Source organism: Methylobacterium haplocladii (genome assembly GCF_007992175.1).
Lineage (GTDB): Bacteria > Pseudomonadota > Alphaproteobacteria > Rhizobiales > Beijerinckiaceae > Methylobacterium > Methylobacterium haplocladii.
Genome location: NZ_BJZT01000011.1, coordinates 38,471 through 63,717, shown reverse-complemented (window position 1 = coordinate 63,717; position 25,247 = coordinate 38,471). Strand labels below are relative to the sequence as shown.

Here is a 25,247-nt window from a genome sequence, read left to right as displayed (position 1 = left end):
GTCGGGGCCGCTCCATCCAGTGGTCTGAGCGTCTGATATCGCGTGCCAGGGCGGCCGATCAACGCGGCGGCGCAGTTTCCGGTTCGGTCTGGTGGCCAGGAAGCCGGTTCTCGCGGTTCCCGCCAAAAACCCGCATCGTCGTTAAGCGGAGCTTTACGCTCTTCGGCGACCCTACGCTTCGAAACGGAACAGTCCGCAAGGAACCCTTCGGTCGCCACGAGCCACGAGGCGATCCGGACGTGCGGTCGGCTGTCCCCAACCACGAAGCGAGGGATCCGCATGTCGACCACCGTTCTGATCGTGGACGACGATCCGGTGCAGCGCCGCCTCGCCGAAAGCATGGTGCGCCGCCTCGGTTTCGAGCCTCGCGTCGCCGAGAACGGGCTGGACGGCCTCAACGCCCTGCGGGCCGGCGGCGAGATCGACGTCGTCCTCCTCGACATGGTCATGCCCGGCGGCCTCGACGGCCTCGGCGTCATGAGTGAGATGCGCAAGGCCGGCATCGACACGCCGGTGATCGTGCAGACCTCGAACGGCTCGATCGACGCGGTGGTCAACGCCATGCGCGCCGGCGCCGTCGATTTCGTGGTGAAGCCCGCCGGGGCCGAGCGCCTACAGGTCTCCATCAAGAACGCGCTGCGGGTCGACCAGCTTGAAGAAGAGGTCCGGCGCATGCGCCGCCGCGCCTCGGGAGCGCTGGGCTTCAAGGATCTCAGCTCGAAGAGCCCCGACATGGACCGGGTGATGCGGCTCGCCGAACGTTCGGCGAAGTCCAACATCCCCGTCCTGATCGAAGGCGAATCCGGCGTCGGCAAGGAGGTGCTGGCCCGCGCCATCCAGGGCTCGGGCGAGCGCCGCGGAAAGCCCTTCGTCACCGTCAATTGCGGGGCGATCCCCGACAACCTCGTCGAATCGACCCTGTTCGGCCACGAGAAGGGTGCCTTCACCGGCGCCACCGAGCGCCATGCCGGCAAGTTCGTCGAGGCCTCGGGCGGTACGCTCTTCCTCGACGAGATCGGCGAACTGCCTCTCGATGCGCAGGTGAAGCTGCTGCGTGCCCTGCAGGAGGGCGAGGTCGATCCGGTCGGGGCCAAGCGCAGCGTGCGCGTGGACATCCGGCTGATCTCGGCCACCAATCGCTCGCTGCTCGACCTCGTGAAGCAGGGCAAGTTCCGCGAGGACCTCTACTACCGCCTCAACGTCTTCCCGATGACTCTGCCGCCCCTGCGGGCGCGCCGCGAGGACATCCCGGATCTCGCCCGCTCGTTCTGCGCCCGCTTCGCGGCGGAAGAGGGCAAGCGCCTGCGCGGCATCTCGGCCGAGGCGATGGCGCTGCTGACCCGCTACCCCTGGCCCGGCAACGTCCGGCAACTGGAGAACGCGCTGTTCCGCGCCGTGGTGCTGGCCGACGGCGACGAGCTCTCGGTCACCGAGTTTCCGCAGATCGCCGCGCAGGTCGACGGCTTCGACGTGCGCATCCCGCCGCTGCCGAACCAGCCGTCGCTGCCGGCCGGCGCACTGGAGCCGGTTCGCGAGATCGTGCGCGTCGAGGTGCGCGACCCCCATGCGATGTCGCTGGTCGTCGAGGATACCAGCGAGATGAAGACCATGGAGGAGATCGAGGCCGAGGTGATCCGCTTCGCCCTGCAGTTCTACCGTGGCCGGATGTCGGAGGTGTCGCGCCGCCTTGGAATCGGCCGATCCACCCTTTACCGCAAGCTCAAGGACCTCGGCCTCGACGACGGCGACAAGGTGGACGAAGCCGCAGCCTGAGGTGCGCTCCTCCGGCGTGGGTTCCGGTTCGTCGAGAACGCGCATTGCGGCCCGCAGACCGACCACGCCAATCCCGACGCGCTGCTTGTAGGGCCGCATGTGGCTTTCGGGACGTATCCGGGGTTCAATAAAAACTGAGAGTCGCGCCGGATCGACTCTGATCGGGCGGGCGCTCGTCCTCGATCGAACGGTGCGGTTGCACACGGCCGCGCTTAAGACGATAATCATAGAGTCCGTATAGCCTTGGGCTGTATCGGAGGAGACTTTCGTCATGCGCGTTTCCAAAAGCGCCACGCGTACGACCTCCGCGGTACTGGCCGCGGTTCTGGCATCGTCCGTCTGCATGGCGACGCTCGCGCATGCACAGGCCACGCGGACGCCCGCGCCGTCGACGATCCGCAGCGCCGCCGTCGAGCCCTCCTCGTCCGTGAAGGCCGAGCCGTCGGCCGCAGCCGGCGACGATCTCGGCACCTCGCCGCCGACGAGCGACGGACCGCCGCAATCCGACTTCAAGGAACCGGCCAAGGACGAGCAGCCGATCACCGCTGCGCCGGCCGCACCGACGCAACCGCTCGACCGCCAGGGCGAGGCCATCCTCGCACGCCTCAAGGACGGCAAGCCGCTGCTGGCGCGCCTGCCCATCAAGGAGCGCGACGCAATGCTCGCGTTCTACACCATCGCCGATTTCAAGCCGGTCTGGATTACGGGGGGGGCCTTTACGCCAGCTGCGCAATCCGTGATCGCGCGGCTCCGCGCCGCAGGTGAGGACGCGCTCGATCCGGGTGCCTACCCGATCCCGACGCTCAACGGCGCGATGAGCGAAGCCGAGTTGGCCGATGCCGAGTTGAAGCTCTCGGCCGCTGTCGTGCTCTATGCCCGCGATGCCCGTGGCGGGCGCGTCAACCTCGCCGCGATCTCGAAGCTGATCACGCCGGATCTGAACCTGACGTCAGCCGACCTCGTGCTCGGCCAGCTCGCCGTCTCGGGGACCGAGGCCGGAGAGCGGCTCCAGGCCTACAACCCGAACCAGCCGGGCTACCTTGCGCTCAAGCAGCGGCTCGCCGCGGCACGCGGACCGGCCCTGCCGAGCACGACCAACCGGACCGGCACCCTTCTGATTCCGGTGGGCACCGCGCTCAAGGCCGGCATGCGCGATCCGCGCGTGCCACGGCTACGCGCGCATTTCGGCCTGCCCGATCATAGCGCCGGCACCCTTGATGCCGGCCCGGGCGATCCGGACATCTACGACAAGGACGTCGCCGACGCGGTCGCGGCGTTCCAGCGGAGCCGCGGCCTGCCCGACAACGGCAATCTGACCCGCGGCACCATCATCGCGCTAGCGATCCCGGACGATGCCCGCCTGCGCACCGGCGGCGGCGACGAGGCGGAACTCGTCTCCAACATGGAGCGCTGGCGTTGGCTGCCGCGCGAGCTCGGGCCCGATTACGTGCTGGTCAACGTCCCCGAGTTCCGCCTGCGGGTCTATCGCGGCGGCGTCATGCGCGACGAGACCCGCGTGATCGTCGGCAAGACGGAATCGCCGACCCCGATCTTCTCGGGGGCCATGGAGACGGCGGTGGTGAACCCGTCCTGGTTCGTGCCGCCCTCGATCCTGAAGACCATGCTCGCCTCCGGCCGCACCAGCGGTTTCGAGGTCGTGCGGCGCGGTGGCCAGATCTCGCTGCGGCAGCCTCCGGGCGAGCGGAATGCGCTGGGGTTCATCAAGTTCCTGTTTCCGAACCAGCATGCGGTCTACCTGCACGACACGCCGAACCGCTCGCTGTTCTCGGCCGCGAAGCGCGCCTTCAGCCATGGCTGCGTGCGCGTCGACGACCCCTTCCGCTTCGCCGACGCCGTGCTGCCGGACAGCTGGACCGAGGCGAGCCTGAGAAAGCTGATCGGCAAGGGTGAGCGCTCGATCCGCCTGCCCCAGAAGCTACCGGTCCACATCGCCTATTTCACCGCCTACGTGGACGATGGCGGCACCTACCGCACGCTGCCCGACCTCTACGGCTACGACGCCCGCATCAAGGAGGCGCTGGGCCTCTCGACCCGGCCGGGCGCGATGGCCTCGGTGCCGATCGAGCCGGTGCGCCGCGCGGCAAGCGTGCAGCCCGGTCCGGTGGCCCAGCCGAGCACCGCCCCCCGCGCCCCTCGCCCGCGCCGCGAGGCGAATTCCGCACCCGCGCAGCGCTACGCTGCCCAGCGGCCGCGGCGCTACGCTCCAGCGGAATACGGCGAGCCCGGCCTCTGGACGCCCGCACCGGCGCCGTCGGCCTCCCGGACGTGGTGGTAACGGGCTGCCGGATCGCGGGCGGTGGCTCCAACGGCCGTAAGCCATGATGTCCTGGAGATGCGGGCAGTTTGGCAACACGCGGCCTCGATCGGAGCTATCCAACGTCGAGGTGCCCCCTCGCTCTTGCCCGGCACGATTCCGCCACGGTTGAGCTTTAGCTCGATCACGGGAAGGTGAGCAGCATCAGGATCCGATAACCGCGCCTTTACGGTTTTCGACAACCTTGCGTTCACCATGACGCCCTGTGCCCGGCACAGCGCGTCATGCCGTCTGCGAGGGGTGACCATCGTGCTGACATCGCTGCGAGATCGGGCCGGCGCTTTCGCCCGGCAGCCCCTCGGCCTCCTGCGCCGGAATAGCGACCCGACTCCCCGGCGTCCCGTCTCGAAACGCTCGGCCTCGATCTTGGCCTTCGTCGCCGCCGCAATGCTGGCCGGCACCGTCGAGACCGAGAACGCGGTGGCCAACGGCGACACCCGCACGCTGTCGCTGATCCACGAGCACACCAAGGAAAGCGCGACGATCACGTTCAAGCGTGACGGGCGCTACGATCGCGCCGCCCTCGACCAGCTCAACTGGCTCCTGCGCGACTGGCGCGAGGCCGACGCCACCAAGATGGACCCGCGCCTGTTCGACGTGGTCTGGGAGGCGCAGCGCTCGGTCGGCTCGACGGCGCCGCTCCGCATCGTCTGCGGCTATCGCAGCCCCAAGACCAACGGCATGCTGCGCCGTCGCTCATCCGGGGTCGCCGAGCAGAGCCAGCACATGCTCGGCAAGGCCATGGACTTCTTCATGACCGATGCCTCGGTCGACGACATCCGGGCCGCCGGCATCCGGCTGCAGCGCGGCGGCGTCGGTTGGTATCCGCGCTCGGGCTCGCCCTTCGTGCATCTCGACGTCGGCTCGGTGCGCGCCTGGCCGCGCATGAGCCGCGACCAGCTCGCAAAGATCTTCCCCGACGGCAAGACCGTCCACCTTCCGGCCGACGGCAAGCCCTTCGCCCGCTACGAAGAGGCCCGCGCCGAGGTGTTGGCCCGCGGCGGCACCGTGCTCGGCTACACGGCGGTCGCCTCCGCCGACCCGACCGACGACGGCCCCGGCATCAAGGGCTTCTTCGCCGGCCTCTTCGGCAGCGATTCCAATTCCTCGCCCGCGCCGACACCGGCCGCCACGCCGGGCAAGGCCCGCGGCAAGTCCACCATCGCCGTCGCCAGCGCCGATCCCGAGGACGCCACCGGCGCCAAGCAGGCGCTGGCCTATGCCGCGCCGAACAGTACGGAAGCCCTGCGCGAGGCCATGCTGAGCCGTCAGGGCAAGGCGCCCTCCGCCAAGGCCCTGCTCACCGGTGAGGCCGATGCTGCACCCAAGAGCCAGGAGGCACGGGTCGCCCCGCTGCCGCCGCGCCGGCCCGCCGAATTCGCCGCCATCGCGGCGGCCCTCGCCGCCCCGCTGCCGCCGGGACGTCCGGTCAAGGTCGCCGGGATCGGCGATGCCGGCCTCTCCGGCATGGCGCTCGCCTCCAGCGAGGCGGTGGCGAAACCGGTCAGCCTTCTTCCCTCCGAAGCCGATTCCCGCGATCACCTGCGCGCATTGTTCTCGACCTCGGCGCAGGGCGCATCCGAACCTGCCCGACGCGACGCGCCGATCCGCCTCGCCGCGATCCAGACGAAGCCCGATACGGCCCCGGAGGACATCTTCGCCATCGCAGTCGTCGCGACCCGGTTCTCCGCGCGCAGCCCGGGCGACGAGCTCGCCGCCTCGCACTTCTCAGGCCCTGCGATCGCGGCGGCCCGGCACTGATCAAAGCTTGGAGAACCGGCTCCGACGGCATCCGAGCGCGGTGTAGCGCTCGACCGTTTTGACCGGCGCTTTCGTATCCTCGGACGCGGGAGCCGGCGGGGGAGCCTTGCCGAAGCGCTCGATCCGTACGCCTGCGCAATGTCCGCTGCGCCAGACCAGCTTCACGCGAAGAAGGAAGGCGTAGCCGAGCACCTTCAGCGAGAAGTCTTCGGTCAGCGCGACCGTATCCGGCAGGCCCAGCCGGGCGCCGGTCTTCGAAACGTCCTTCACCGTGCAGGGAATCTCGGTGCCGTCGGAGAGCAGGATCATGGCGATCCAGTTCGTCGGGGTGCGCGGCTCGCTGCGCCGTTCGAGCAGGGCGGCATCGGCACCCGTCGGCGTGCCGGTCCCGGGTTCGCCGGGCGTCCCGAGAGACCTGATGAGCGCCTCTCCCGGCATGGACTTTCGATGTGCCTCCGCAATGTCGTCAGGCTCCCACCGAAGTCTTGATGCCTCCTGTCATCAGCGATGGAAGCGGGCCGACGCCACCGAAATCTGATTTCCGTCAGACGGTCTTCGGCAACGATGGTTTGGCCTCCGGTATGCCGGCGGGATCGCCGCGAATCGGTCGTGCGAACGCAAACACCGAAACGTCCTCGAAAGGCGCCAATTCGCGGTCGCATCGGCGGATTTCCCCCAACGCCATTCGCTGCACGGCACAACCCGTCCGGTCAGCCGTCGGACGCCGGAGCGCGCGCGCCCAGGAATTGGGACAGCCGCGAGATCTGCGCGCCAGGCCCGATACTTACGTAGCGCGAGGAAATGACACCGTCCGATCCGCCTGTGGCGAATGAGGTTGCTACGACGACCAGCCGCCTCGACCGCTCTGAGAGACCTCCCGCAACGCAGCGACGAATGTCGGCGTCTGTCTGGTATCCGACCCTTGCCGAGGGGTGAACGCTGGTTAACATGAGATCATCCGACCGCATCGAACAACCATAACCCTGGGGGCAGGGAGCCAAAATCATGCAGGAAGCGATTCGCGTGAAGCCCACGCAGGACGGCACCTACACGGTCTATCGCGGCACCATGGCTTTGGTCGCCGGTCTCACCCGCCTGCAGGCGGAGCGCTACGAAGCCAGCATCGCAGCCCGTCAGCAGGCGATCCGCACGGGCTCTCTGTCCCGGTTCGGCTGAGCGAGCCATTTCCGATCGACGGTTCAGGCGCGGGGTCTCGGGATCCGCGCCTTTTCCATGCCGTCAGGACCGCGTCAGCACGAGGGTTCCGAGAGCGCCGATGGTGCCCTCCTCGGTCAGACCGCGCTCCGTCGCCGTGATCGCGAAGCGGCTGCCCTCGCGGGCGATATCGAAAAGGTAGTACGCGGCGCGATGGTTCTCGCGGATGCTCTGGGCCGAAGCCGAGGGCGCTCCGACGATGGGGATCGCACCGCTCGGTCCCTCGACGAAGGCGACGCTGCCCACGTGATTGTGACCGTGCAGGATCAGATCCGCGCCGGTGCGGGCGATCATTGCCGTAAAGGCCGCCGCATCCTTCAACTCACGCCCCGAGCGCGCACCGCCGGGATGGGGCGGATGATGGATCATCACGACCCGGAAGGGTGGCTCGGGTTCCGCAGCGAGATCGCGCAGCAGGCGCTCCGTCGCCGCGATCTGGGGCAGCCCGACCCTCCCGGTGGCCGCGAACGGTTTGGTCGGGATCGCCGAGGACAGGCCGACGAGCGCTAGCGGACCACGGCGGCGGAGGTACGGAAACACCCCGGCCAAGCCGTTGTCGTCCCCCGTCCAGCCACCACACGCGGCGAGCAGGCCTTCGAGGGAGCCCCGCACATAGGCGTCGTGGTTGCCCGGCACCAAGCTGACCCGGTCGGCCGCGCCGAGGGCCTCCAGGAAGATCCGCGAGGTCTCCCACTCGTCCGGCAGGCCGATGTTGCAGAGGTCGCCCGTGCAGGCGATGTGGTCGCTGCCCTGCAGGTGCAGGTCGGCGACCAGCGCCGCCAGCAGGTCCATGTCGTGATGCCGGCCGCGGCCGCGGCGCCAATTGACGTAGCCGGTGGCGCGCTTGCTCAGGAGCTGGCGCAGCTTTGGCCGAGGCAGCGGTCCGACATGCGGATCGGTGATGTGGGCGAGACGGAACATCGGGGTGAGGTCTGGCCGCGGCGTTGAGCGGGAGGCAGCCCCGCATGTGCGGCAGCGGCGGCCGAGGTCAACCGCCGCGGCCTCCGAGGCGCGTTTCTCGGGCGCGATGGTTGCGCGGCAATCTTAACTGGGGTTACAGAACCGCAGCCCGCCGCGATCCCCTGTCGCGTCATTGCCGTGGCGGTCGCGTCCTCACGCTGCAGGACAGCCGGCGAGCTCCGGCTTTTCGCGAGAAACGCCTCTACGAAAAGCGGGAGACCGCCCCCGGCACATGGGCCTCATCAAGACCATCGGCCGCACGCCGTTCGTGCAGAAGGGGCTCGGCCTCGCCGCCTACGGCTATCTGAACCTCGTCCGCCGCACCAACCGTTTCGTTGCCGTGCCGGCCGAACCGGACGCTCTGCTCGACGCGACCGGTCCCTGCATCGCCGCGATGTGGCACGGCCAGCACATGATGATCTCGTTCATGAAGCGACCGCACGACCGCATCTCCACCATCATCTCGAAGTCGCCCGACGGCAACATCAACACCTATGCCCTCGAACGCATGGGCGTGCGCGTGATGCGCGCCTCCGGCGCCCGCGGCCGCGCGGTGCGGGACGCCAAGGCGAAGGGCGGCGCCGAGGGCCTGCGCGCCATGGTGCGCGCGCTCAAGAACGGCGAGACCGTCTGCTTTTCCGCCGACGTGCCGAAGGTCTCGCGGATCTGCGACGCCGGCATCATCATGCTCGCGCGCTTCTCCGGCCGCCCGATCCTGCCCGTCGCGGTGGTGACGAGCCGGCACATCCGCTTCAAGAGCTGGGACCGCGCCTGCCTCGGCCTGCCTTTCGGCCGGGGCGCGATGGTGTTCGGCGAGCCGATCGTCGTGCCGCGCGAGGTCGAGCCGGAGCTCGTCGACAGCCTGCGTGCCCGCGTCCAGACCGAGCTGAACCGCGTGCACGACCACGCCTACACACTGGTCGGGCGCGCGGATCGGGTGGGAAATCCGGCATGAGGGTTCCGGCGCTTCCCCTTGTGCTGAAGGCCTACCGGGCCGGCCTCTATCTCGGCGAGCCCGCCATCGCCGGCCTGCTCGCCTGGCGCTCGCATCGCGGCAAGGAGGATCCCGGCCGCCTGCCCGAGCGGCGCGGGCGGCCGGGCCGGGCGCGGCCGACGGGCAAGCTCGTTTGGATGCACGGCGCCAGCATCGGCGAGTCGCTCTCGCTGATCGGGCTGGTCTCCGGCATGATCGCACGCGGTTTTTCCGTGCTCGTAACCACGGGAACCAAGAGCGCCGCCGAGCTGCTCAGCACCCGTCTGCCGGCGGGCGCGGTCCACCAGTACATGCCGCTCGATGCGCCGCGCTGGATCGAGCGCTTCCTCGACCATTGGCAGCCGGACTTGGCGCTCGTCGCCGAATCCGAGATCTGGCCCAACACCGTGATCTCGCTGCACCGGCGCGCGATACCGCTGATCCTCGTCAACGGCCGGATGTCCGAGCGCTCGTTCAAGGGTTGGGCGCGCTCGCCGCGCACCGCCGAGGCCCTGCTCTCGCGGATCTCGATCTGCCTCGTCCAGACCAAAGCCGATGCCGAGCGCTATGCCCGCCTCGGCGCGCCGCGGGTGAAGGTGGTCGGCAACCTCAAATACGATTCGGCCGTGCCGCCGGCCGACGCGCAGCAACTCGCCTATCTCGGCGACATGATCGGCGACCGGCCGGTCTGGGTTGCGGCCAGCACGCATCCCGGCGAGGACGAGGTGATTGCCGAGGCTCATGCCCTCCTGAAGGACAGGCTGCCGAACCTCCTCACCGTGATCGTGCCGCGACATCCGCGCCGGGGCGAGGACGTCGCCGCCTCCGCTGCCGCCGCGGGTCTGCGCACCAGCCGCCGCGCCATGAACGGCCGTCCGCATGCCGGCGTCGATCTCTACGTCGCCGACACGCTGGGCGAGCTCGGCCTGTTCTATCGCGTGAGCCGGCTGGTCTTCCTCGGCGGTTCACTCGTGCCCCATGGCGGCCAGAACCCGATCGAGCCGGTGCGGCTCGATACGGCGGTGCTGCACGGCCCGCATGTCGGCAACTTTTTGGAGCCGTACCGCGCCCTGGATGCCGCGGGCGGTGCGCTGACCGTGACCGACGCCCGCGACCTCGCTGCCGCCGTGGGTGACCTGCTGGCAGACCATCGCCGCATCGACGCCATGGCCGAGCGCGGCCACGCAGCTCTGAAGCCGTTCGAGGGCGCCGTCGCGCGCACGCTCGCCGTGCTCGACCCCTTCGTCGCGCAGTTGACGCTCGCCGCCCGGTCGCTGGCCTGAATGCGGCCGCCCGGCTTCTGGTCCGGCTCGCCCGCGCATCCCCTGGCGCGAGCCCTCGGGCCGGTCGGCGCAGCCTATGGGCGCCTGACCGCCAAGCGCATGGACGCGCCGGGCGAGCGCGCCGCCTGCCCGGTACTCTGCATCGGCAACCTCACCCTCGGCGGGGCCGGCAAGACGCCCACTGCGATCCGCATCGCCGCAATGCTGCGGCAGGCCGGTGCGCGGCCGGCTTTCCTCACGCGCGGCTATGGCGGCCGGGAACGCGGGCCGCTCGTCGTCGAGCCGGAGCGGCATGGCTCAGAACGCATCGGCGACGAGCCGCTATTGCTGGCGCGGGTCGCGGCGACGGTGGTCGCGCACGATCGTCCCGCCGGCGCTCGGCTCTGTGTCGCGCAGGGCGCCGACGTCATCGTGATGGACGATGGACTGCAGAACCCGAGCCTAACCAAGACGCTTTCGCTGGCAGCGGTCGATGCCGGCGCCGGCATCGGCAACGGTATGACCTTTCCGGCCGGCCCCCTGCGCGTGCCCCTCGAGCGGCAATGGCCGCATGTCGGCGGGGTCGTGCTGATCGGCGAAGGCGCGCCCGGCGAGGCATTGGCGCGGGAAGCGCTGCGACGCGATCTGCCGGTCTATCGCGGACGGCTCGTACCGCAGGCCGGCGGCGATCTCGACGGACGGGCGGTGGTCGCCTTCGCAGGGATCGGGAGGCCCGAGAAGTTCTTCGAGACGGTGCGGCGTTGCGGGGCGCGGCTCGCGGCGACGCGAGCCTTCCCGGACCATCATCGGTTTTCGGAGCGGGAGCTGGCGGGTCTGGCGGAAACGGCGCTACGGCTGGGGGCGGTTCTCGTCACCACGGAGAAGGATGCCGTACGGTTGCCGGCGGCTTTTCAGGGGGTGGTAACGGTGCTGAGGGTCGAACTGGCCTTCGAGGATGAAGCGCCGCTGCGGGCGCAGCTAGCCCGGTCGCTCCGCTGACAGGCCGACGCCGCAGCGGCGACCATTCGGGCGCATCCGTACCCTTTTTGCTCGTTCCGGGGCACCGCAGGCGAACGCCGGAATGGCGACCGGCGATCCGGTCAGGGGGCGTACCCGATCGCCTTGAGGCGCGACATCGCCGCCTCCGGCGTGGCGTAGGCTTCCTGACGCGCGACGCTCCAGTAGCGCAGGGCATCGAGCCCGATCGTTTCGCCGGTGACGGCGCAGCGCACGAAGGTGCCGGGTTTGACCACGCGCATGGTGCCGTCGCCGTACTCGACCTTCGCCTCGCCGCCCTGTGGTGTGCGTTCGTAGCGACCGAGCATCCCTTCCCCTCCTGCCGGGAGCCGTCTTCGCGATCTGCGATCCACGAAAGCGGCTCCATCTCGTCCGTCGGCCGCACTTTCGTCACGCGAACCGGAAGCGGCTCCGCTCGAAAATGCTCCTGATCATCGCCTGATAGCGCCGGCACGCCGCGCTTGTCGACCGATACGCGACCTCTCGACAGAAGCGGGCCGCTCGGGCCTATGATCGGCCATGCACGCACCGGTCCCGCCGGCCTCCGATCCCGCGCCGGATCACCCCATGTTCGAGGCCCTGTTCGACGCGGCCCGCGCGGTCCGCGCACGCGCCTACGCGCCCTATTCGCGCTTCCAGGTCGGGGCGGCGCTGGTCGACGAGGCGGGCCGCGTCCATGCCGGCTGCAACGTCGAGAACGCGGCCTACCCCGTCGGCACCTGTGCCGAGGCGGCCGCCATCGCGGCGATGATCGCGGCCGGCGGAAGGCGCATCGCAGCGATCCTCGTCCTCGGCGACGGCCCGGCCCCGGTGACGCCCTGCGGCGCCTGCCGCCAGCGCATCCGCGAGTTTGCGGCGCGCGACACGCCCGTGCTCGTGGCCGATCCGCACGGCCTGCGCGCGCGCTTCACCATCGAAGCCCTGCTGCCCGCCTCCTTCGGCCCCGAGAACCTGTTGTGACCGGGGCGGCAAGCACGCGGCTGCGCGAGGTGGGCTTCGGTGGCCCCTATGCCTGCGCCATCGTCACCGGCACCGGCCTCGGCGGTCTGGCCGCTTCGCTCGATGAACGGGTCGGGCTGGCCTATGCCGACATTCCCGGCTTTCCGGCTATCGGCGTCAGCGGGCATGGCGGCACGCTGCATGGCGGATGCCTCGCGGGACGACCGGTCCTGGTCTTCGAGGGCCGCGTGCACGCCTACGAGACGGGCGACGCCGCCGCGATGCGGGTGCCGCTGACGGTGGCGAAGGAGCTCGGCGCCGGGGCTGTGTTGCTCACGAACGCGTCGGGCTCGCTGATGCCGGAGGCGGGGCCGGGCAGCCTCGTGGCGCTCAGCGACCACATCAATCTCTCGGGCCTCAACCCGCTGCTCGGCGAGCCGAGCGACGCCCGCTTCGTGCCGATGACCGATGCCTACGACCCGGGGCTGCGCGCTCTGCTCCACGCAGCGGCTGCAGACGCCGGTGTGCCGCTGTACGAGGGCGTCTATGCCTGGTTCTCGGGGCCGAGCTTCGAGACGCCGGCGGAGGTGCGGATGGCCGGGCGGCTCGGCGCGGATCTCGTCGGGATGTCGACGGTGCCGGAGACGATCCTGGCCCGCTTCCTCGGGCTGAGGGTCGCCGCGCTCTCGGTGGCCACCAACCGCGCGGCCGGCATCGGTGGCGGCGATCCGCACCATGCCGAGACCAAATCGGTCGCCGCCCGAGCTTCCGCCGACCTCGCCCGCCTGACTACCGCTTTCGTGGCGCGCCTGCCGCTGCCCTCATCGCCGATCGGAACATGACAGCCAGCCAGACCCCATTCGCGGATGCCGCCGCAATCATCGCCCGCCGCGCGATCCCGCTCCTCGATCTCACCGACCTCGCCGATGCCTGCGGTGCCAGCGCCATCGATGTCCTGTGCCGGACGGCGCGCGAGGGGGGCGTCGCGGCCGTCTGCGTCTGGCCGCAGTTCGTGGGGCAATGCCTGCGCGGGCTGCACGGGGATCCGATCGCGGTGGCGACCGTGATCAACTTCCCGGCGGGCGGCGAGGATGTCGAGCGGGCCGTCGACGACACCGTCGAAGCCGTGCGCGACGGGGCGCAGGAGATCGACCTAGTGCTGCCCTATCGCGCGCTGCTGCGCGGCGAGAGCGAGCTGGCGCGGGACATGGTGACGGCGGTCCGCGAGGTCTGCGACGGTGGCCGGCTGCTCAAGGTGATCCTCGAGACGGGGGAGCTCCCCTCGCCCGATCGCATCGCCGAGGCGAGCCGGATCGCGCTCGAAGCCGGCGCGGACTTCATCAAGACGTCCACCGGCAAGAGCGCGGTCTCGGCGACGCCGGAAGCGGCCGAGGTGATGCTGCGGGCGATCTCCACGCATGGCGGCGGTGGGCTGAAGGTCTCGGGCGGGCTCAAGACCGTCGCCGACGCGGCCGTCTATCTGAGCTTGGCCGACCGGATCATGGGCCCGGACTGGGCGACAGCCAAGACGATGCGGCTCGGGGCGAGCAGCCTCTATGGCGCGCTGGCCAAGGCCCGGGACGCGACATCGTGAGAAAACTGCCGCAGGAGATCATCCGGGCGAAACGCGACGGCGGCGCGCTCGACGCGGGCGACATCGCCGGCTTCATCGCCGGGCTCACAGACGGCAGCGTCACGGAGGGGCAGGCGGCGGCCTTCGCCATGGCCGTGTTCTTTCGCGGGCTCTCGTTGGACGAACGCGTCGCGCTGACGCGGGCGATGACGCAGTCCGGCACGGTGCTGACCTGGGACCTGTCCGGTCCCGTCCTCGACAAGCACTCCACCGGCGGCATCGGCGATGCGGTCAGCCTCGTGCTCGCGCCGATGGTGGCAGCTTGCGGCGGCTACGTGCCGATGATCTCCGGGCGCGGCCTCGGCCATACCGGCGGCACGCTCGACAAGCTCGGCAGCATTCCCGGCTATGACGCCACGCCAGGTCTCCATCGGTTCCGAGCGGTCGTGCGAGATGTCGGGTGCGCCATCATCGGCCAGACGGCAGAGCTCGCGCCGGCCGACAAGCGCCTCTACGCGATCCGCGACGTCACCGGCACGGTGGAATCGCTCGACCTGATCACCGCCTCCATTCTGTCAAAGAAGCTGGCGGCCGGGCTCAACGGGCTCGTGATGGACGTGAAGGCGGGGTCGGGCGCGTTCATGGGCACGCTAGACGCGGCGCAGGCGCTCGCCGAGAGCATCGTCGGCGTCGGCAACGGCGCCGGGATGCAGACGATGGCGCTGATCACCGACATGGACGCGCCGCTCGCGTCCGCCGCCGGCAACGCCGTCGAGATCGCCTATGCCGTCGACTACCTGACCGGGCGTCGCCGGGAGCCGCGCTTTCACACGGTGACGCTGGCGCTGGCGGCCGAGATGCTGGTGATCGGTGGGCTGGCCGCCGATACGGCGGACGCAGGCGCACGGTTGGAAGAGGCCTTGGCCTCGGGCCAAGCCGCCGAACGCTTCGAGCGGATGGTCGCCGGACTCGGCGGGCCGTCGAATGCCTTAGGTGTCTCGGCGGATGTCCTGTCGGTAGCTCCGATCATCCGCCGTGTGCTGCCGGAGCGATCCGGCTACGTCACCGGCGTCGCGACGCGCGAGATCGGTCTCGCCGTAATCGGCCTCGGCGGCGGGCGAACTCGGCCGCAGGACGACATCGACCATGCCGTCGGTTTTTCGGAGCTCGCGCGGCCGTGCGATGCAGTCGGCACGGAGGCGCCGCTCGGCATCATCCACGCGCGTGACGAGAACGCCGCGGACATCGCGGCCGTAGCCCTGAGGGCCGCCTACCGCATCGGTGCCGACGCGCCCGGGATCGCGCGAGCGATCCACAAGCGCATCGGCTGAGTTGGAGCGTGATGCGGGAAGTGGAAGCCGGTTTCCCGAAAACATCACGCGACGACTACTATCAAGAGCGTGCTTCTGTTTTCGCGAAAACGCAGTACGCTCTGGCCTACCAGTGGTGACGGCGGCCGAAACCGTGGTGGTGATGACCGCGGTGATGGTGGTGATGCCAGCCATGGTGGCGCGGACGGCCATAGCCGAAGTGGCGATGATGGTGGTGGTGGCGGCCGAAGTGATGGCCGTGGCCGCGCCAATGCACGGCGGTGGCGCCGGCTTCACCGGCCACGGTCTCGACGGCGGCCGGAGCGAGCGGAGCAGCCTGCGCCGAGCCGGTCGCGGCGGCGAAGATTCCGCCGACGGCGAGAGCGGCCGCAGCGAGCAGGGTACGGCCTCGATGCATGGTCATTCTGAACTCCTTGGATTGCGCACGCCGGTCTGAACCGGTCGGGTGTCTGGCCTACGCCCCCCGGCGTGAACGCCTCCTGAGGGGGGTAGCAACGAACGGAAACATGGCGGAATGGTTCCGCTTCGCCACCCTGAAACGCCAAGAGGATGAAGGGATTAGAAACCGGTTCGAACACGTACCGCTAAAATTCGAGCGAAGTGCCGGTCCTATCCCAACCACGCCTGCGATCGGAGATCGTCCTCCTCGTCGCGGCGCTGGCCGTAGACGATGAACGTGCCATTCCCCGACCGGATGGCAGACCTGCAGGGTGTGTTCAGAGCGCCGATCGCTACCGGACGGCTCCCGGATTACGGCCGGCGGTAGACCCAGACACGGGCCGGCGGCAGGTTGAGCCAGACCTTGTTGGAGCGGCTGGCCGTGTAGCTGCCGGCCTCGCACTTCGCCGGAATCGGCGGCACGACGGCGTAGGTGAATTGCACGAAGGGCGCATCCGGCTGCATCAGGTCGTGGGCGCTCTGGAGCAGCTCCATGCGCTGCTCCATGGGCTTCGTGAACAGCGGCAAGCTGGAGATCGTCGCCGCGCAGGGCATCTCGACGAGCCCCTTGAGCGTCTCGCGGATGCGGTAGGCGTCGCCCTGCAGAACCGTGGCGCGGGGAAAACGGCGCTGCAGCAGCGCGCAGAATTTCGGGTTGAACTCGACGAGGATGAGTCGCTCCTGCTCGATCCCCCGGCGGACCAGTGCCTCCGTCACCGGACCCGTGCCGGGTCCGAGTTCGATCACCGGGCCGCTCATGCGCGGGTCGACGTAGGACGCCATCGTTCGGGCGAGCATCTTGCCCGACGGGGTCACCGAGCCGGTGACGAGGGGGCGCTCGAACCAGGATCGCAGAAAACGCGCCTCGTCCTCCAGCGGGTCCCGTCGGTCTCCCGCCGGACCCCTCATGCTGCGGGGCACGGCGACGGCTTTTGCGCTGGAACGGCGGAGCGGCGGCAAGAGCAGGGACCCTCGGGTCAGGAGTGGGCGGAGAGGCTAGACGACGAAAGCCTTCCGACAGTCAAGCTGGCAACTGCCGTGCCGGACGCAGGCGCCTGGACACGATCGTCGCCGGCAGACCGCGACCCGGCGCGACCTGCTGCCACAGCCATAACAGGAAAGCTCTCCGGTTTGATCCCGCGATTTGCGATCACGAACGTCCGGCCCCGGCGACGAAAAAGTCCTTCACCTTGGAAAAGAAGCCGGCGCTCTCGGGGTGGTTCTCGGCGGAGGCCGACTGGTCGAATTCCTGGAGCAGTTCGCGCTGGCGCTTGGTCAGGTTCTGCGGGGTCTCGACGGACACCTGAATATAGAGGTCGCCGACCTCGCGCGAACGCAGGACCGGCATGCCCTTGCCCTTGATCCGGAACTGTTTGCCGGCCTGGGTACCGGCAGGGATGCGAACCTGGGTCTGGGTGCCGTCGATCACCGGCACGGTAATCTCGCCCGAGAGCGCCGCGGTGACCATCGAGATCGGCACGCGGCAGAACAGGTCGGCCCCGTCCCGCTGGAAGAAGGTATGCGGCGCGATCGAGAGGAAGACGTAGAGGTCGCCCGACGGGCCGCCGCGCAGGCCGCTCTCGCCCTCGCCGGCGAGCCGGATGCGCAGGCCGTCGTCGACGCCGGCAGGTACGTTGATCGAGAGGTTGCGCTCACGGGTGACGCGGCCGGCGCCCGAGCAGGACGGACAGGGATCGTCGATCACCTCGCCGCGGCCATGGCAGTTCGGGCAGGTCCGCTCGATGGCGAAGAACCCCTGCGCCGCGCGCACGCGGCCGTAGCCGCCGCAGGTCGGGCAAGGCCGGGCCTTCGATCCAGGCTTGGCGCCCGTACCGGAGCAGGGTTCGCAGGCGATCGAGGTCGGGATCTTGATCGCCTCGGTCTTGCCGGAAAAGGCTTCCTCCAGAGAGATCTCGAGGTTGAAGCGCAGGTCGGCGCCACGCTCGCGGCCTGGGGCTCCGCCGCGGCCTCGCCCGGCTCCGGCACCCGGCTGCCCACGCCCGTCGCCGAAGAAATTCTCGAAGATGTCCGACATGAAGTCGCCGAACTCGTTGCCGAATCCGGGTCCGCCCTGTCCGCCCTGTTGGAAGGCGGCATGGCCGAAGCGGTCGTAGGCGGCACGCTTCTGGCCGTCGGAGAGGCACTGATAGGCCTCGTTCACCTCCTTGAAGGCGATCTCCGATTCCTTGTTGCCGGGGTTCCGGTCCGGATGATGGACCATCGCCAGCTTGCGAAAGGCCACCTTCAGCTCGACTTCCGTCACCGTCTTGGTGACGCCGAGGACCTCGTAATAGTCCCGCTTCGACATACCGGCCCTCGAAACCCCTCGACATGCTTGATCCCCGAGCGGGGCTCGGGGATCAAGTCTCGGTCGTCATCAAATGTTGAAACGTAAGCGTAAAACGAGCAGGGGCCGGATCGCTCCGGCCCCCTTTTTCCGTACGGCCCGGTGTCAGGCGCGCTTCTTCTCGTTCTTCTCGTCGACCTCGGAGAAGTCGGCGTCGATGACGTCCTCGTCCTTCTTCTTCTCGGCTCCCGGAGCGGCGCCCTCGGCGGCACCGTCCTGGCTGGCCGCATACATCGCCTCGCCGAGCTTCATCGAGGCCTGCATCAGGTCGTTGGTCTTGGCCTTGATCGCCTCCACGTCGGTGCCTTCCAGCGCCGTGCGCAGAGCGGCTGTGGCGGACGCGATGGCATCCTTCTCGGACGCCCCGACCTTGTCGCCGTGCTCGGCCACCGACTTCTCGGTCGAGTGGATCAGGCTCTCGCCCTGGTTCTTCACCTCGACGAGTTCGCGGCGCTTCTTGTCCTCGGCCGCGTTGGCCTCGGCGTCCTTGACCATCTTGTCGATGTCCGCGTCCGAGAGGCCGCCCGAGGCCTGGATGCGGATCTGGTGCTCCTTGTTCGTCGCCTTGTCCTTCGCCGTCACGTTGACGATGCCGTTGGCGTCGATGTCGAAGGTCACCTCGATCTGCGGCATGCCGCGCGGTGCCGGCGGAATGCCCATCAGGTCGAACTGGCCGAGCATCTTGTTATCGGCCGCCATCTCGCGCTCACCCTGGAAGACCCGGATGGTGACCGCATTCTGGTTGTCTTCGGCCGTCGAGAAGGTCTGCGACTTCTTCGTCGGGATCGTGGTGTTGCGGTCGATCAGGCGCGTGAACACGCCGCCGAGCGTCTCGATGCCGAGCGACAGCGGGGTCACGTCCAGCAGCAGCACGTCCTTCACGTCGCCTTGCAGCACGCCGGCCTGGACAGCCGCACCGATCGCCACGACCTCGTCCGGGTTGACGCCCTTGTTCGGCTCCTTGCCGAAGAACGCCTTCACGACCTCGGTGACCTTCGGCATGCGGGTCATGCCGCCGACCATCACGACCTCGTCGATCTCGGCCGCGCTCACGCCGGCATCCTTGAGTGCCTTGCGGCAGGGCTCGACGGTGCGCTGGACGAGATCGTCGACGAGGGACTCGAACTTGGCGCGCGAGAGCTTGATCGCGAGGTGCTTCGGGCCGGTGTTGTCGGCGGTGATGTAGGGCAGGTTAATTTCGGTCTGGGTGGCCGAGGACAACTCGATCTTCGCCTTCTCGGCGGCCTCCTTGAGGCGCTGGAGGGCGAGCTTGTCCTTGGTGAGGTCGATGCCCTGCTCCTTCTTGAACTCGGCGGTCAGGTACTCGACCACGCGGTTGTCGAAGTCCTCGCCGCCGAGGAAGGTGTCGCCGTTCGTGGACTTCACCTCGAACACGCCGTCGCCGATCTCGAGGATCGACACGTCGAAGGTGCCGCCGCCGAGGTCGTAGACCGCAATCGTGCCGGTCTTCTTCTTGTCGAGGCCGTAGGCGAGGGCCGCGGCGGTCGGCTCGTTGATGATGCGCAGCACTTCGAGGCCGGCGATCTTGCCGGCATCCTTGGTGGCCTGGCGCTGGGCGTCGTTGAAGTAGGCGGGCACCGTGATCACGGCCTGCGTGACGGGCTGGCCGAGATAGGTCTCGGCCGTCTCCTTCATCTTCTGCAGGGTGAAGGCGGAAATCTGGGAGGGGGAGTAGCGCTTGCCGTCGGCCTCGACCCAGGCGTCGCCGTTGTCGCCGCGGACGATCTTGTAGGGGACGAGACCCATGTCCTTCTTGGTCATGGGATCGTCGAAGGTACGACCGACGAGCCGCTTGATCGCGAAGAAGGTGCGGTCGGGATTGGTGACGGCCTGACGCTTGGCCGGCTGGCCGACGAGGCGCTCGCCCTCGTCGGTGAAGGCGACGATCGACGGCGTGGTCCGCGCGCCTTCCGCGTTTTCGATGACCTTGGCCTGCGACCCTTCCATCACGGCGACGCAGGAATTGGTGGTGCCGAGGTCGATACCGATGACTTTACCCATGGTGGGATCCCTCTGTTGGACTGTTCAAGCAGACCGCCGAGCCCCGAAGCAGCTCGGCCCATGGCTCTAGGCTTAACGGGCGATGCAAATCTGAAAGCGATGGGAACGGAAGGAGGGAGGGATCGCACCGAGACCCGGTCGGATCGGCCCCCTCTCCGTGCCTCGCCGGATATATGAATGTGGTCGCGGAGCCGCAAGACGGGTGGCTGCGACGGGCGCGCGCCAGCCAATTTCGCTGATTTTCCAGTTCGATTGGTTGCCTTGCCCTCGAAATGTTACGCGCCTGCCACGTCGCCGCCACGGGTCGCGTGCTAGAGGGCCACCCAACCCAGCCCCGTCGATGCCCCCTCGCCCCTCGCGAAACCGGTGTCGCGATGGCCGCCTTCTCCGCTTCTCGGGCGAGACTTGTCATGCGCCTCCCCCGCACCCTGCTCGTCCTCTCGGCCCTCGCGCTGTCCGTCGCCCGGCCCGACCCGGCGAGCGCCCAGAACTTCTTCGAGGAGCTGTTCGGGATCGGGCGTGCGGCCAAGCCCCCCGTACCGCGCCAGCCGATTCCCGGCACGCCGGTGCCGCCTCCGCCCGGTGCGCCCGGGGTTCCGGGTGCGCCGCCCGCCGGCGACGAAGCCGCCAAGCCGGCAACCCCCGCGCCGCCGCGCCAACCGGTGGTGCTCAAGGCGCCGGCCGACGACAACGTCTACGGCCAGGACCTCATGCTCAACGGCCTCACCGGGGGCCTGAAGTTCGAGCGTGCCGGCTCCGGGGTCACGGCCAAGGTAACGCTGCCGGGCACCAGGATCTCGCAGCCGACCGAGAGCTGCACGGTGAAGCTCAATGCGGGCGGCGCCGTCGCGCTGACCTCCGAGGGCAAGCCCGACGGCGTCGCGCGCCTCGAGGCCGCCGCGTCCGAATGCCCCCTGCGCTTTGAGGTGGTCGACGGCGGCGTCATCGCCACGCCCCTCGGCGGCAACCCGGTCTGCACCTTCTCCGCCGCCGATTGCGCCACCACGCCGAAGGGCCTGTGGGGACCGCCTGCCGCAGGCCTGATCCCGCGCGCGGGCGAGTTCGACAGCGCCCGCGGCGTCGCCGACAAGGCGGTGCGTGACAATTACAAGGTCATGACCCAGCGGCTTCGCGGGCAGGACGTCCGCCCCGTGGTGCAGGAGCAGGCGGCTTTCTCCTCCGACCGCGAAGAGCTCTGCCGCACCTATGCCCGCGAGGGCGCACACGGCTTCTGTCACCTGCGCTTCACCGAGGCCCGCGCCATCGCGCTGGCCGCCCGCCTCGGCGCCAACACCAGCGCGCCGACCGCCAGTGCCGCCCCGCGCCCGGTTCGCAAGCGGCCCGCGCCGGTCGACGGGATGAACCCCGAGGGCGCCGCCTCGGCCATTGCCGACTGAGCTGCGCCGAATTCACTCCGTTTCGCCGCGACTCGATCTGGGATAAAGCGCAGGCCGATGGTGGAGCCGCGCAGCGCAATGCCCCTTGGCATTCGCACCGACGCGCTCCGATATCCGTGGTCTTCCACAAGGACTTTCGCATGGTCGAGGCGATGAACTGGATCTCGGAGGTCATGCGCCCCCGGATCAAGACGCTGTTCAAGCGCGAGACGCCGGAGAACCTCTGGATCAAATGCCCCGACAGCGGGCAGATGGTCTTCCACAAGGAGGTCGAGCAGAACCTCTGGGTGATCCCGGGCTCCGAGCATCACCTGAAGATGAGCGCGCATGCGCGCCTCAAGACGATGTTCGACGAGGGCACCTGGATCGACGTTCCCCTGCCGGAAGTCGCCACAGACCCGCTCAAGTTCCGTGACGAGAAGAAGTACGTCGACCGTCTGAAGGAGGCCCGCGCCAAGACCGGCATGCCGGACGCCTTCAAGATCGGTTTCGGCCGCGTGGGTGGCCTGCCGACGACGATCGCCGTCCAGGAATTCGCCTTCATGGCCGGCTCCCTCGGCATGGCGGCGGGCGAAGCCTTCGTCCGCGGCGCCGAGACCGCTCTCGAGAAGCGCACGCCGTACGTGCTGTTCTCGGCCTCCGGCGGCGCGCGGATGCAGGAGGGCATCCTCTCCCTGATGCAGATGCCGCGCACCACGGTCGCAATCCGCCGGCTCAACGCGGCGAAGCTCCCCTACATCGTCGTGCTGACGAACCCGACCACCGGCGGCGTCACCGCCTCCTACGCCATGCTCGGCGACGTGCATCTGGCCGAGCCCGGCGCGCTGATCTGCTTCGCCGGCCCCCGGGTCATCGAACAGACCATCCGTGAAAAACTGCCCGACGGCTTCCAGCGCTCGGAGTACCTGCGCGAGCACGGTATGGTCGATCAGGTCGTCCACCGCCGCGACATGAAGGAGACGGTGGCGCGGCTCTGCGGTCTGCTCCTCGACGTGCGCCCGGCCCAATCGAAGGAACGGCAGCCGGCGCCTCAGGCCGCCTGACCCGTCACCGGCGTTCCGATTCTCGACAACGCGACCCGCGAGACATGGATTCCTCAGACGCGCTCATGGCGCGATTCCTCGCCCTGCATCCGCGCACGATTGACCTGTCGCTCGGGCGGATCGAGAGCCTGCTCACGCGGCTGAACCACCCGGAGCGGCGCCTGCCGCCGGTGATCCACGTCGCCGGCACCAACGGCAAGGGTTCGACCATCGCCTTCATGCGGGCGATCCTCGAAGCCGGGGGGCTGGCCGCTCACGTCTACACCTCGCCCCATCTCGTGCGCTTCCACGAGCGCATCCGCATGGGCGGGATCGGCGGCGGCAGCTTCGTGCCTGAGGAGCGGCTGGCGGAAGCCTTCGCCCGCTGCGAGGCGGCCAATGCCGGCGATCCGATCACGGTGTTCGAGATCACCACCGCGGCGGCCCTGCTGCTCTTCTCGGAATCGCCGGCCGACGTACTCCTGCTCGAAGTCGGCCTCGGCGGCCGGGTCGATGCCACCAACGTCATCGCCGAGCCTGCCTGCGCGGTGGTCACGCCGATCGGCCGCGACCATGCGGAATACCTCGGCGACACACTCGAATCGGTCGCGACCGAAAAGGCCGGCATCTTCAAGCGCGGCTGCCCGGCGGTGATCGCCGCCCAAGACTACGCCGAGGCCGACGCGGTGCTCTGCCGCCATGCCGAGCGCGTCGGCGCCGTGCCGATCATCGTCGGCAACCAGGATTTTTCGGTCCACGAGGAGAGCGGTCGCTTCGTCTACCAGGACGAGACCGAACTTTTCGACCTGCCGAGGCCGAAGCTCGCCGGCCGCCACCAGCTCGTCAATGCCGGCACCGCGATCGCGGCGCTCCGTGCGGCCGGCTTCGGCGATCTCGGCACGTCGGCCTACGAGGCCGGACTGCGCAACGTCGACTGGCCCGGCCGCCTGCAACGGCTGACCCGCGGACGCCTCGCCGACCTGATGCCGAAGGACTCCGAACTCTGGCTCGACGGCGGGCACAACGCCGATGGCGGCCGCATCCTCGCCGCCGCCATGGCCGACTTGTCCGAACGCAGCAACGTGCCTCTGGTCCTCGTGGTCGGGCTGCTCGGCACCAAGGACGCCGAGGGTTTCCTGAAGAATTTCGTCGGCCTCGCCCGCGTCCTCGTGGCCGTTCCGATTCCCGGCCAACTCGCGGCCCGACCAGCCGACGAGGTCGCGCAGATCGCAGACTCAGTGGGAATCGCCACCCGCGTGGCCCGCGGCACCGAAGCCGCCCTCCTCAGCCTCTCGGATATCGCCTTCGAGCAGCCGCCGCGGGTACTGATCTGCGGCTCGCTCTACCTCGCGGGCGCCGTGCTCGAAGCCAACGGCACCTTGCCGGCCTGAACGCCGTTCGACGGCCCGGACGCCCGGACCGGCCACGTCGGCATCCGCCCACGGTTCAAGCCGATATCGACACCCTCGGCGACATCGCGGCCGGACAGGTCGCGATCCAATCGGACGGGCACAGCTTCACACTGCCATTCCTTGGAGAGCCGGCGACGTTGCGGCCCGCTCGCTGCCGACGCGTGCCGGTCGCCATGCCCGCGGCAGCTCGCCGAGCGCTGATCGTCGCGGCGCGCACGCGCCCCCGGAGACTTGCCCTGCTGCGCCGTCCGACCGCCCGTGCTGATCCGGACGACACCGAAACCTTGTCGGCCCGGCGGCGACTCGCCGCGAAGCTGTCGGCCCGGCCGTTCCCGCCGGCAATGGCTACGTCAAGTCTTGCTGCGCCGCACACTTATGGACTGAAACCAATCCTCGGCGAATGTGCGGCGCGACTGTGTCCTTGCCGCTACATCCCGATAGTGCGGAATCGCCTAGCTTGGCCGTCGATCGGGCACAACGCTGGGGATCAAACAATGAAAAGACTGCTGACATCGCTCGCCGCCTTCACGGCTCTCACCGCCGCCGCCACCGCGGCCGACCTGCCGCGTCGCGCGGCTCCTCCGATCTTCACGCCGATTCCGGTGTTCACCTGGACGGGCTTCTACGCCGGTATCAACGCCGGCTACGGCTTCGGCGTCTCGGATCCTGACGCGGCGACCACCTTCGTAGCCACCAACAACCCGGCCGTCGTCGGCGGCGTCGGCAACCGCGTCGGCCTGTTCGCCTTCGACAACCGTCAGAACCAGGACGGATTCACCGGCGGTGCGCAGATCGGCTACAACTATCAGTTTACTCCGGGCTCCGGCATCGTCGTCGGTGTCGAGGCGGACGCCCAGTACGCCGACTTCGGTCGCAACCGTAACAACTTCGCCTTCGCCTCCATCACGGGTGGCGCTGCCACCGCCGTGATCCAGCCGGGCGTGTCGGTGTTCAACCCGACCGGCGTCGACGGCCTCGACTTCTTCGGCACCGTCCGTGGTCGTCTCGGCTACGCCTTCGACCGGGTCCTGTTCTACGGCACGGCCGGCTTCGCCTACGGCAGCGCCGGTGGCGGTCGCGCGCTCAACACCGACGACTTCAAGACCGGCTACGCCGTCGGCGGCGGTGTCGAATACGCGCTCCCCACCGACTCCTTCCTGAACTTCTTCCGCTCCTCGGCGGTGACGCTCAAGCTGGAAGGCCTCTACGTCAACCTCGACCAGGGCTCGAACCGCTTCGCCTACGCCAACGCCAACGGCACCGCCGTTGCCGCCACGCCGCTGCCGCAGTTCGTGCCGGGCACGACCACCTCGGTCCTGTTCAACAACTTCGCCCGCCGCGACAACGACTTCGCCGTCATCCGCGCCGGCCTGAACTACAAGTTCGGCTCGTACTAAGCCGACCGGACTTCAGAGCTCTCCGCTCCAGACTTCGGAAAGCCCGGCCGTCAAGGCCGGGCCTTCCCCGGAC

At 69.1% G+C, this 25,247-nt stretch carries 22 protein-coding genes; 15 read left to right on the top strand and 7 right to left on the bottom strand.

All coding sequences use genetic code 11. The annotated features are described in order from the left end of the window. Positions 1–279 precede the first annotated feature (279 nt). From MHA02_RS06350 to MHA02_RS06340, 3 genes are all read left to right on the top strand, one after another. On the top strand, positions 280–1,773 hold the full coding sequence (locus MHA02_RS06350) for a sigma-54-dependent transcriptional regulator (protein ID WP_147077681.1): 1,494 nt from the start codon (positions 280–282) through the stop codon (positions 1,771–1,773). Positions 1,774–2,044: 271 nt separating this feature from the next. Continuing rightward, positions 2,045–4,069, top strand: a complete 2,025-nt coding sequence (locus tag MHA02_RS06345; protein WP_147077679.1) for a L,D-transpeptidase family protein — start codon at positions 2,045–2,047, stop codon at positions 4,067–4,069. Positions 4,070–4,495: 426 nt separating this feature from the next. Then, positions 4,496–5,869, top strand: a complete 1,374-nt coding sequence (locus MHA02_RS06340; protein WP_238180416.1) for a peptidoglycan L,D-endopeptidase MepK — start codon at positions 4,496–4,498, stop codon at positions 5,867–5,869. On the opposite strand, the gene MHA02_RS06335 is transcribed toward MHA02_RS06340, so the two are convergent. After that, on the bottom strand, positions 5,870–6,307 hold the full coding sequence (locus tag MHA02_RS06335) for a PilZ domain-containing protein (protein ID WP_147077676.1): 438 nt from the start codon (positions 6,305–6,307) through the stop codon (positions 5,870–5,872). It abuts the gene before it with no gap. Positions 6,308–6,874: 567 nt separating this feature from the next. On the opposite strand from MHA02_RS06335, the gene MHA02_RS22060 reads away from it, so the two are divergent. After that, entirely contained in the window at positions 6,875–7,045 is a 171-nt protein-coding gene (locus tag MHA02_RS22060; protein ID WP_170249058.1) for a hypothetical protein, read from the top strand. Between the two features lie 63 nt (positions 7,046–7,108). Here MHA02_RS22060 and MHA02_RS06330 read toward each other — a convergent pair whose 3' ends face one another. Then, on the bottom strand, positions 7,109–8,005 hold the full coding sequence (locus MHA02_RS06330; RefSeq protein WP_147077674.1) for a metallophosphoesterase family protein: 897 nt from the start codon (positions 8,003–8,005) through the stop codon (positions 7,109–7,111). Positions 8,006–8,276: 271 nt separating this feature from the next. Between MHA02_RS06330 and MHA02_RS06325 the strand changes: the two genes are divergently transcribed. The 3 genes from MHA02_RS06325 to lpxK are packed head-to-tail and all read left to right on the top strand — an operon-like array spanning position 8,277 to position 11,278. Continuing rightward, a complete protein-coding gene (locus MHA02_RS06325) occupies positions 8,277–8,999 on the top strand; it encodes a lysophospholipid acyltransferase family protein (RefSeq protein WP_147077672.1) in 723 nt (240 codons plus the stop codon). Next, a complete protein-coding gene (locus MHA02_RS06320; RefSeq protein ID WP_147077670.1) occupies positions 8,996–10,300 on the top strand; it encodes a 3-deoxy-D-manno-octulosonic acid transferase in 1,305 nt (434 codons plus the stop codon). The genes MHA02_RS06325 and MHA02_RS06320 overlap by 4 nt, the downstream gene beginning before the upstream one ends. After that, the gene (lpxK, locus tag MHA02_RS06315; protein WP_147077668.1) at positions 10,301–11,278 is read left to right on the top strand and encodes a tetraacyldisaccharide 4'-kinase; all 978 of its coding nucleotides are present in this window, start codon (positions 10,301–10,303) and stop codon (positions 11,276–11,278) included. A 101-nt stretch (positions 11,279–11,379) separates the two neighbouring features. On the opposite strand, the gene MHA02_RS06310 is transcribed toward lpxK, so the two are convergent. Beyond that, a complete protein-coding gene (locus MHA02_RS06310; protein ID WP_147077666.1) occupies positions 11,380–11,604 on the bottom strand; it encodes a DUF2093 domain-containing protein in 225 nt (74 codons plus the stop codon). 259 nt (positions 11,605–11,863) lie between these two features. Between MHA02_RS06310 and cdd the strand changes: the two genes are divergently transcribed. The 4 genes from cdd to deoA are packed head-to-tail and all read left to right on the top strand — an operon-like array spanning position 11,864 to position 15,139. After that, the gene (cdd, locus tag MHA02_RS06305) at positions 11,864–12,256 is read left to right on the top strand and encodes a cytidine deaminase (protein WP_147077754.1); all 393 of its coding nucleotides are present in this window, start codon (positions 11,864–11,866) and stop codon (positions 12,254–12,256) included. Next, positions 12,253–13,077, top strand: a complete 825-nt coding sequence (locus tag MHA02_RS06300; RefSeq protein WP_147077664.1) for a purine-nucleoside phosphorylase — start codon at positions 12,253–12,255, stop codon at positions 13,075–13,077. Before cdd ends, MHA02_RS06300 begins: the two co-directional genes overlap by 4 nt. Continuing rightward, positions 13,074–13,829 carry a deoxyribose-phosphate aldolase gene (deoC, locus tag MHA02_RS06295; protein ID WP_147077662.1) on the top strand — a complete coding sequence of 252 codons (756 nt, stop codon included), beginning with the start codon at positions 13,074–13,076 and terminating at the stop codon, positions 13,827–13,829. Before MHA02_RS06300 ends, deoC begins: the two co-directional genes overlap by 4 nt. Then, on the top strand, positions 13,826–15,139 hold the full coding sequence (gene deoA / locus MHA02_RS06290; RefSeq protein ID WP_373318388.1) for a thymidine phosphorylase: 1,314 nt from the start codon (positions 13,826–13,828) through the stop codon (positions 15,137–15,139). Before deoC ends, deoA begins: the two co-directional genes overlap by 4 nt. A gap of 106 nt (positions 15,140–15,245) precedes the next feature. On the opposite strand, the gene MHA02_RS06285 is transcribed toward deoA, so the two are convergent. From MHA02_RS06285 to dnaK, 4 genes are all read right to left on the bottom strand, one after another. Continuing rightward, positions 15,246–15,542 carry a hypothetical protein gene (locus MHA02_RS06285; protein WP_147077660.1) on the bottom strand — a complete coding sequence of 99 codons (297 nt, stop codon included), beginning with the start codon at positions 15,540–15,542 and terminating at the stop codon, positions 15,246–15,248. A gap of 347 nt (positions 15,543–15,889) precedes the next feature. Next, the gene (locus MHA02_RS06280; protein ID WP_147077658.1) at positions 15,890–16,537 is read right to left on the bottom strand and encodes a class I SAM-dependent methyltransferase; all 648 of its coding nucleotides are present in this window, start codon (positions 16,535–16,537) and stop codon (positions 15,890–15,892) included. 190 nt (positions 16,538–16,727) lie between these two features. Continuing rightward, entirely contained in the window at positions 16,728–17,885 is a 1,158-nt protein-coding gene (gene dnaJ, locus MHA02_RS06275; RefSeq protein WP_147077656.1) for a molecular chaperone DnaJ, read from the bottom strand. Between the two features lie 144 nt (positions 17,886–18,029). Then, positions 18,030–19,946, bottom strand: coding sequence for a molecular chaperone DnaK (dnaK, locus tag MHA02_RS06270; protein WP_147077654.1), 1,917 nt, complete (start codon positions 19,944–19,946; stop codon positions 18,030–18,032). Between the two features lie 410 nt (positions 19,947–20,356). Between dnaK and MHA02_RS06265 the strand changes: the two genes are divergently transcribed. The 4 genes from MHA02_RS06265 to MHA02_RS06250 all read left to right on the top strand — a co-directional run bounded on the left by MHA02_RS06265 (position 20,357) and on the right by MHA02_RS06250 (position 25,174). After that, positions 20,357–21,343 carry a cupin domain-containing protein gene (locus tag MHA02_RS06265; protein ID WP_147077652.1) on the top strand — a complete coding sequence of 329 codons (987 nt, stop codon included), beginning with the start codon at positions 20,357–20,359 and terminating at the stop codon, positions 21,341–21,343. A gap of 140 nt (positions 21,344–21,483) precedes the next feature. Then, a complete protein-coding gene (accD, locus tag MHA02_RS06260) occupies positions 21,484–22,386 on the top strand; it encodes an acetyl-CoA carboxylase, carboxyltransferase subunit beta (protein ID WP_147077750.1) in 903 nt (300 codons plus the stop codon). Positions 22,387–22,430: 44 nt separating this feature from the next. Continuing rightward, a complete protein-coding gene (locus MHA02_RS06255; protein WP_147077650.1) occupies positions 22,431–23,756 on the top strand; it encodes a bifunctional folylpolyglutamate synthase/dihydrofolate synthase in 1,326 nt (441 codons plus the stop codon). A gap of 515 nt (positions 23,757–24,271) precedes the next feature. Next, the gene (locus tag MHA02_RS06250) at positions 24,272–25,174 is read left to right on the top strand and encodes an outer membrane protein (protein WP_147077648.1); all 903 of its coding nucleotides are present in this window, start codon (positions 24,272–24,274) and stop codon (positions 25,172–25,174) included. Positions 25,175–25,247 lie beyond the last annotated feature (73 nt).